Annotated in this window: 3 protein-coding genes; all 3 read left to right on the top strand. The window is 50.4% G+C overall.

Annotation, left to right across the window (positions count from 1 at the left end; translation table 11 throughout):
- Positions 1–71: 71 nt before the first annotated feature.
- The 3 genes from ACM0OZ_RS48990 to ACM0OZ_RS48980 are packed head-to-tail and all read left to right on the top strand — an operon-like array spanning position 72 to position 974.
- Entirely contained in the window at positions 72–485 is a 414-nt protein-coding gene (locus tag ACM0OZ_RS48990; protein ID WP_414590185.1) for an IS630 transposase-related protein, read from the top strand.
- Positions 486–490: 5 nt separating this feature from the next.
- Positions 491–709 carry a transposase gene (locus tag ACM0OZ_RS48985; RefSeq protein WP_414590184.1) on the top strand — a complete coding sequence of 73 codons (219 nt, stop codon included), beginning with the start codon at positions 491–493 and terminating at the stop codon, positions 707–709.
- Complete coding sequence (locus ACM0OZ_RS48980; RefSeq protein ID WP_414590183.1) at positions 678–974, top strand: transposase; 297 nt, start codon at positions 678–680, stop codon at positions 972–974. Before ACM0OZ_RS48985 ends, ACM0OZ_RS48980 begins: the two co-directional genes overlap by 32 nt.
- Positions 975–994: the final 20 nt, after the last annotated feature.

Genomic DNA, 994 nt, shown 5'->3' with positions numbered 1-994 from the left:
TATAGCAACCGCCAAGGCGGTTAGGACGTAAACTAAAGGTATTATCGTAACCTGCTATCGTCTGCTCTGCCATGCCTAAACCCTACAGTTATGACTTTCTGACGAAAGTGATCCAAGCGATTGCCCAAGGGGCAGTGCCGGAGGCAATCGAGTTAGATGGACTGAAGAAAAGCGAAGCCAGTGAACTGTTCAACATCAGCCGCAACACGATCAACCTGTGGTTGCAGCGCAAAGCGGAAACCGGAGATGTGAAGGCATTGCCCAACCGCCCTCCTGGCAACAACCATAAAATCACAGATTGGGAGCGGTTTCGGGCGTTTGCCAAAACTTATGGCGATAAAACTCAGGTGGAGATGGCTCAACTGTGGGAGGGCGACATCAGCGATCGCACAATTTCACGAGGGCTGAAGAAAATTGGGTTCACGCGAAAAAAAAGACCTACGGCTACCTCGAACGGGATGAGTCAAAACGGCAAATCTTCATAGAGCAGTTGGCTCAGTGGGCGGATGAAACGATTGTTTATATAGATGAAGCGGGCATGGACAACCGAGAAGACTACGGTTATGGCTGGAACTCAAGAGGACAACGGTTTCATGCATTGAAGTCGGGACGACGGCAAGGGCGAGTGAATATGATCGCAGCCCTTTGTCAGGGGCAACTAATCGCCCCCTTTACTGTTGAAGGAGCCTGTAATCGGGCTGGAGCGTGAAATTTGGTTGGAAACTTGTCTAATTCCGATGCTCAAACCGGGCCAGGTACTGGTCATGGATAATGCCACCTTTCATAAAGGGGGGCAGATTGAGCAACTGATTCAGGAAGCAGGTTGTCAGTTGCTGTACTTGCCTGCTTATTCACCGGACTTCAACAAGATTGAGCGATGCTGGTCTTGGCTCAAAAGTCGAATTCGCAAGCAACTCGACCAGTTTGATTGTCTACGCGATGCCATGGAGCATGTTCTACACCTGGCGTCCTAACCGCCCTGGCGCCTGCTATA

The sequence above is a fragment of the Scytonema sp. PCC 10023 genome (genome assembly GCF_963920835.1).
Taxonomy (GTDB): Bacteria; Cyanobacteriota; Cyanobacteriia; order Cyanobacteriales; family Nostocaceae; genus Kalymmatonema.
Note: the sequence above shows the minus strand (reverse complement) of the source record. Positions and strands in the feature narration are given on the sequence as shown.